4 protein-coding genes and 1 riboswitch are annotated in these 6,189 nt (G+C 33.8%); all 4 genes read right to left on the reverse strand.

From position 1 onward, the window contains the following. Window positions 1–59: 59 nt before the first annotated feature. Window positions 60–494 (reverse strand): OsmC family protein, encoded by a 435-nt coding sequence (locus A3SG_RS0103630; protein ID WP_029596589.1) that lies wholly within the window; start codon window positions 492–494, stop codon window positions 60–62. A gap of 116 nt (window positions 495–610) precedes the next feature. Continuing rightward, a complete protein-coding gene (thrA, locus tag A3SG_RS0103635) occupies window positions 611–3,997 on the reverse strand; it encodes a bifunctional aspartate kinase/homoserine dehydrogenase I (protein WP_016988648.1) in 3,387 nt (1,128 codons plus the stop codon). 80 nt (window positions 3,998–4,077) lie between these two features. After that, window positions 4,078–4,185: riboswitch (SAM riboswitch) on the reverse strand. Between the two features lie 171 nt (window positions 4,186–4,356). Next, window positions 4,357–4,560 (reverse strand): hypothetical protein, encoded by a 204-nt coding sequence (locus tag A3SG_RS21500; RefSeq protein WP_157485293.1) that lies wholly within the window; start codon window positions 4,558–4,560, stop codon window positions 4,357–4,359. 91 nt (window positions 4,561–4,651) lie between these two features. Further along, on the reverse strand, window positions 4,652–5,929 hold the full coding sequence (locus tag A3SG_RS0103645; protein WP_016988650.1) for an O-acetylhomoserine aminocarboxypropyltransferase/cysteine synthase family protein: 1,278 nt from the start codon (window positions 5,927–5,929) through the stop codon (window positions 4,652–4,654). Between the last annotated feature and the right edge of the window lie 260 nt (window positions 5,930–6,189).

The raw sequence follows: 6,189 nt of genomic DNA on the forward strand, positions 1-6,189 counted from the left end.
TCACAAAATATTTTTGTGTTTATTATTAACTTTTAAAATAATTTATAAACCTGTATGAATTAAATCTTAGCTAATTCAACACCATTTAAAACTACTTTGTAATGTATTGTTGCTGTTGGCTCTAATGTTTTAGAAACCGAACAATACTTTTCAAAAGAAAGTTGAGCTGCTTTTGCCGCTTTATCTTCTTTAATTTCTCCTTCTAAATAAAATACCACATGAATATCTTTAAAAGGTTGGGCTTCTCCTACTTGTACTCGTTCGCCTTCTACCTCAGCCTTAAAAGACGTGATTTCCTGTCGTTGCTTTTTTAATATCCCAATCATGTCTATCGCACTACAAGCTGCGACACCCATTAAGACCAATTCCATAGGACTTGCTCCTTTGTCATCTCCGCCAAATTCAGGGCGGCTGTCTACGTTTACCATATGTCCACGTTCGTTTTTTAATTCAAAGTGGAAGTTCTCATTTACTCTGTTTAATGTAATTTTCATATTATATTTTTTGAATGTTGCTCACTTTTTTTTTGAACGCGAATGACGCGGATTTAAAAACGATTACAACTGATTTTTTATTTATTTTTCTGAATACTCTGCAACTGAACACTTTTCTATCCCTTATCAGACAGTCTCAAAATATCTCCAAAAACGCCTCTAGCAGTAACTGCAGATCCGGCTCCGGCTCCTTGTATAACAATAGGTCTATCACCATACGATTCTGTGTATATTTCGAAGAAAGAATCAGAACCTTTCAACCCACCTAAAGCAGTGTCCAAAGGTACGGAAACTAATTTTACTTCTAAAATTCCTTTGTCATGTTGCAAGTCTCCTGACAACTCCCCAATGTAACGCAACACGTGATTTGGTTTTTGCTCGCTTTTTATTTTATCATAAATAGGATCAAATTCCTTTAATTTAGTCAAGAAGTCAGCAGCACTTCCTTCTCGTAAATGTTCTGGAATTAAATTCTCAATGTCTATTTCATCAAATTCATTTTGCAAATCCAACTCTCTAGCTAAAATCAATAATTTTCTACCCACGTCATTCCCACATAAATCTTCTCTTGGATCCGGCTCTGTGAATCCACTATCAATTGCTTCTTTTAATATTTCGCTAAACGGAACATCTTTAGACGAAAAATTATTAAATAAATAACTCAATGTCCCTGAGAAAACTCCTTTAATTTTGGTGATATTCTCACCAGAAAGATGTAGTAATTTAATCGTATCAATCAATGGTAATCCTGCACCTACATTGGTTTCGTATAAATAATTCTTTTGATTTTTTTCTAAAACATTTCTTAGTTCTTTATAAAAACCATAACTCAAGGTGTTAGCCACTTTATTGGACGAAATTAAATCAAAACTACTGTCAACAAGCGGAATGTAATTTTCTACAAAAGTGGATGATGCCGTATTATCTATGGCAATCAAATTCTCTAAATGATGTTCCGTTGCATAGTCGATAATATCATTTAATGTGTAAACAACTCCATCTGTTTCTAACTCTTTTTTCCAGTTCGAATTAATTCCATTTTTATTAAGCAGGACTTTTTTAGAATTGGCAATAGCAAAAACATTGAGTTTAATATCTTTTCGTTTTTCAATTGCAGCAGCCGACTCTAGTATTTGATTGATCAAAGTACCTCCTACTAATCCATGTCCAAAAATGGCAATATTTATTTTCTTGGCTACACCAAAGATCTCCCCGTGAATAACATTTAAGGCTTTATTTAGTTCTGATTTTTTGACAACTAAACTTACATTTTGACCCGTTACTGTGTTGTTGAAAAGAATAGGAATAATTTTATTTTTTATCAAAGCCGTATAAGGCTTATGAAACGTACTCAAATCCTGACCAATAATCGAAATCACAGATACATTGTCTACAACTGTAATCTTAGTGACATCCTTAGAATAGAAATCATTTTCAAATTCCTTTTCTAATTCGATCATTGCTTTTGTCGCCTTCTCAGAAGCAACTACAAGTCCAATTCCTCTTTCTGAAGACCCTTGTGATATAATGCTTACGCTAATATCATTATCTCCCATCACCCTGAAAATTCTGGCATCAACCCCTGTTTTACCAAGTAATCCTCTTCCTTCTAGATTCACTAACGATACGTTTTCTAAAACCGACAATGTTTTTATACCTGATGCATTAGAATTTGATGTAATTAATGTCCCATTATTTTGATGGTTGAACGTATTCAGAATTCGAAGTGGAATATTCTTTTCTAAAAGTGGAATAATTGTTTTAGCATTTAGTATCGTTGCTCCAAAATTAGCCATTTCATTCGCTTCGCTATAAGACAAAGATTCAATCTTTTTAGCATCTAAAACCAATTCCGGATTAGCAGTATAAATTCCATCTACATGAGTGAAATTTTGTAATTCTTCGGCATTGATATAATTAGCCACCAATGATGCGGTATAATTACTTCCGTTTCTACCTAAAGTTGTGGTTTCGTGTTTATCATTAGAACCAATAAAACCAGTAATCACCAGAACAGAATCTTTATTCTCATTAAAAATTTGAATAATATTCTTTTTAGAAATAGCGTCTAATGGTTGTGCATCACCAAAATTAGAATCGGTAATAAGTAGTTCTCTGGTATCTGCTAATTTTGCAGGAATGCCTTTTTGATTCAATAAAAACACTAATAATTTAGCCGAAAGTACTTCGCCTTGTGCTAAAATTTGATCTTGGATCTTCACACTATAATCCCCAATCAAGCTAACGCCTTCAAAAAGCTTATCTAATTTATCAAATTCTGTCGAAAAATTAACCGCATCGAAACCTCCTTTTTGATAGGCTTTAAAACTTTCTAAAAGCGGTTTATAATTTCCGTTTTTGGCTGCAATAGTAAGAATATCGTCCAACTCATCTGTTGCTTTCCCTCTTGCCGAAACTACGATAGCAATTTTTTCTTCTTGCTTTATTTTATCCTCAATAATATCCAAAACTTTATTGATACCATACCCGTTTGCCAAAGATTTACCACCAAATTTTACTATTTTCATATGCTTTTTATTTTTAAAAACAACTTCTAATAAATTGTCTAATTGTTCGTATTCAATCAAAAAGGCATCGTGCCCGTGCTGTGAGTCAATCTCACTGTAGAATACATTATTTTTAAATTTTCTAATCTCGTTGTAGGTTTCTCTATTCTCCTTTGCAGTAAAAAATAAATCCGAATTGATTCCTATAATGTATATATTGGCGTCCACCTTTGAGATAACTGATTCTAAAGACTCTTGATTCCGAGTAATATCAATCGTTTTTAAAAGTTGGTTCATCATTTTATAAGCTGAAAGTTGGAACCTTTTTTCTAATTTTTCTCCATGGTAATTCAACCAACTCTCCACTTGGAAGGTTTCTAATTGTACATTGACATCTCTATTAAATTTCACCTTGAAAGACTCTGGCGTTCTATAGCACAACATGGCGTGGACGCGAGCATCTTCAATAGGCCTTTTAGAATTATTAAGAATTTGCTCCTGCAAATAACAATTAGCAATCAACCAGTCAGTCGCTTTCCAATCTGTAGCAATAGGAATAAAATTTTGAGTTAGTTTAGGCTCCAAGGCCAAAATTTCCCAAGCAATTCCCCCACCAACGGAACCACCGATAAGAGCAAATAAAGCATCAACCTTTAAGACACGTAGCCCTTTAATAAAAATTCTTGCGATATCTCTTGCTATAAAATCTCTATAATTTTCAATGGTAGCAGAATTAAAGCCATTCCCAGGCACATCAAAAGAAACAATTGTATATTTTCTAGTATCAATGGTTTTGTCTACTCCCACGATATCATTCCACCATCCAGATTCACCAATTACTTGCGAGTTTCCGGTCAAGGCGTGATTGATTAAAATAATTGGGGCTGTATGCAAAGGCGCACCAAAAACCTGAAAACTTAGGTTTAGGGTCGCATAAAAAGCACCATTATGTGTGGTGAAATCTTGTAGGGTAATAACTGTTGGTTTATTTTCCAATTTCAAATCTTTTATGATTTTTGACTTGTATCTGGAAATATTAGAAAGAAAAAACTAGACTTAAACTGGTTTTATTCTTGTTGTTATCTTCCCACGTTTGGCGTGGTAGAATGCAGCACCTTCTTCGATAAATCGAAGGGTTGCTAAGGCTTCATTGGGTCTAATCCCTCGTCCTTTCTTTATAACATTTCAATACGTATGCGAACTTATTATTGCAAATTAACCACATATTTCTATAACAACCAAACTTTTACTATTCTGATTATTAGCGGAAAATATATTTAACAAAAAAACGCAAGAAATCGCTGAATCAAACAATTCAACAATTCCTTGCGTGTAAGAAGCTATTTTGAATAACTTTAAATGAAAAGCATGTCATTTTCTTTTGAATACATTAGAAAAAGCAATGATTTTGACACTTCTGCTTTTGCCAAATCACATTTAGGTGTTATTAAAAACCGTAGATCAGTCAATTCATTTTCGATCACGTATTTATTACTATTTATATTTTTTAAATCTGCTAGAAACTGAATTGTTTTCGTAAAATATTTTGATGTGCTCACGATATAAATTTTTAGTTGTTATTTAAACACTTTGCTACTACAGCTTGTTTTTCACAAATTAAACTCCGTCTCCTTATATTCAATTTGTTTGTTATTGTAGTTTTTCAAATACCGCGTGTAAATCGGCTTTCAAGTCTTCAATGTCCTCAATTCCAACAGACAGTCTTATTAAATCTTTAGTAACTCCTGTAGCAGCTTGCTGTTCAACTGATAATTGTTGATGTGTTGTACTCGCCGGATGAATAATCAATGATTTTGTGTCTCCTATATTAGCCAAAAGCGAAAATATTTTCGTTTCATCGGCAACAGTCTTAGCCGCCTCAAAACCTCCCTTTAGTCCAAAAGTGATAATTCCGTTTTGTCCTTTTGGCAAATATTCTTTCGCTAAATCATAATACTTGCTCGATTTCAAACCGGGATAATTCACCCATGCCACCTGATCTTGCGCTTCTAACCACTCGGCTAAAGCCAACCCATTTTCACTGTGTTTCTGGACACGAATTGGTAATGTCTCTAACCCTTGAATAATCTGAAAAGCATTAAATGGACTTAAGGCGGCTCCATAATCTCTTAACCCTTCGATTCTAACTTTAGCAATAAAAGCGGCATTCCCCAGCGCTTCGTGATAAACTAATCCATGGTAGCCTGCTGATGGCTCTGTAAACTCAGGGAATTTTCCACTGCTCCAATCAAAATTTCCTCCATCAACGATGACACCTCCTAACGAAGTTCCATTTCCTGCGATATATTTCGTCAACGAATGAATCACAATATTAGCACCGTATTCAATTGGGTTCAGTAAATATGGTGATGCAACTGTATTGTCAACTATAAAAGGAACTTTCAGTTTCTTGGCCTCCGCCGAAATGGATTTCAGATCTAGCACGTCTAATTTTGGATTTCCTAAACTCTCTGCAAAAAAGACCTTTGTGTTTTCTTTTACCGCTTTCGCAAAATTAGAAACGTCAGACGAATCAACAAACGAAGTGGTAATTCCTAATCGTGGTAAAGTCACATTCAGTAAATTATAAGTCCCTCCATATAAACTGCTAGAAGCTACAATATGATCACCTGTTTTTAATAAAACTAATAAAGTTGTAGCAATTGCTGCGGTTCCAGATGCGGTTACTACAGCAGCAATTCCGCCTTCAAGTGCTGCCAAACGTTGTTCCAGAATATCATTTGTTGGATTATTTAACCGGGTATAAATAAATCCTGGTTCAGAAAGGCTAAATAAATTTGACGCATGCTCTGAGTTATTGAAAACATAGGAACTAGTTTGATAAATAGGCACTGCTCTTGTTCCAGCAGTTTTAGTAACATCATGTCCAGCATGTAAAGCATTTGTTGCGAATTTTTGAGTACTCATAATTTTAGTTTTTTGATTTTATTATTTTATATCAAATGAAAAACCCTTTTAGATACATATCCAAAAGGGGTTTAAGTTGTATTGTAAACTTATACTTTTGGATTACCTGAAACGAACACACATCATGGATTTTGTACAAATCATAGATTTGACAATAGACTGATTGATTTGTTTCAAATTTAGATTGATCATTTTAAGTTATTATTTATGTTGAAAAAATATTTACACAGTTTCCCAAAAAAAACTTCCCTTTTTAAGGG

It is taken from the genome of Flavobacterium sp. ACAM 123, assembly GCF_000264055.1.
In the GTDB taxonomy this organism is placed as follows: Bacteria; Bacteroidota; Bacteroidia; order Flavobacteriales; family Flavobacteriaceae; genus Flavobacterium.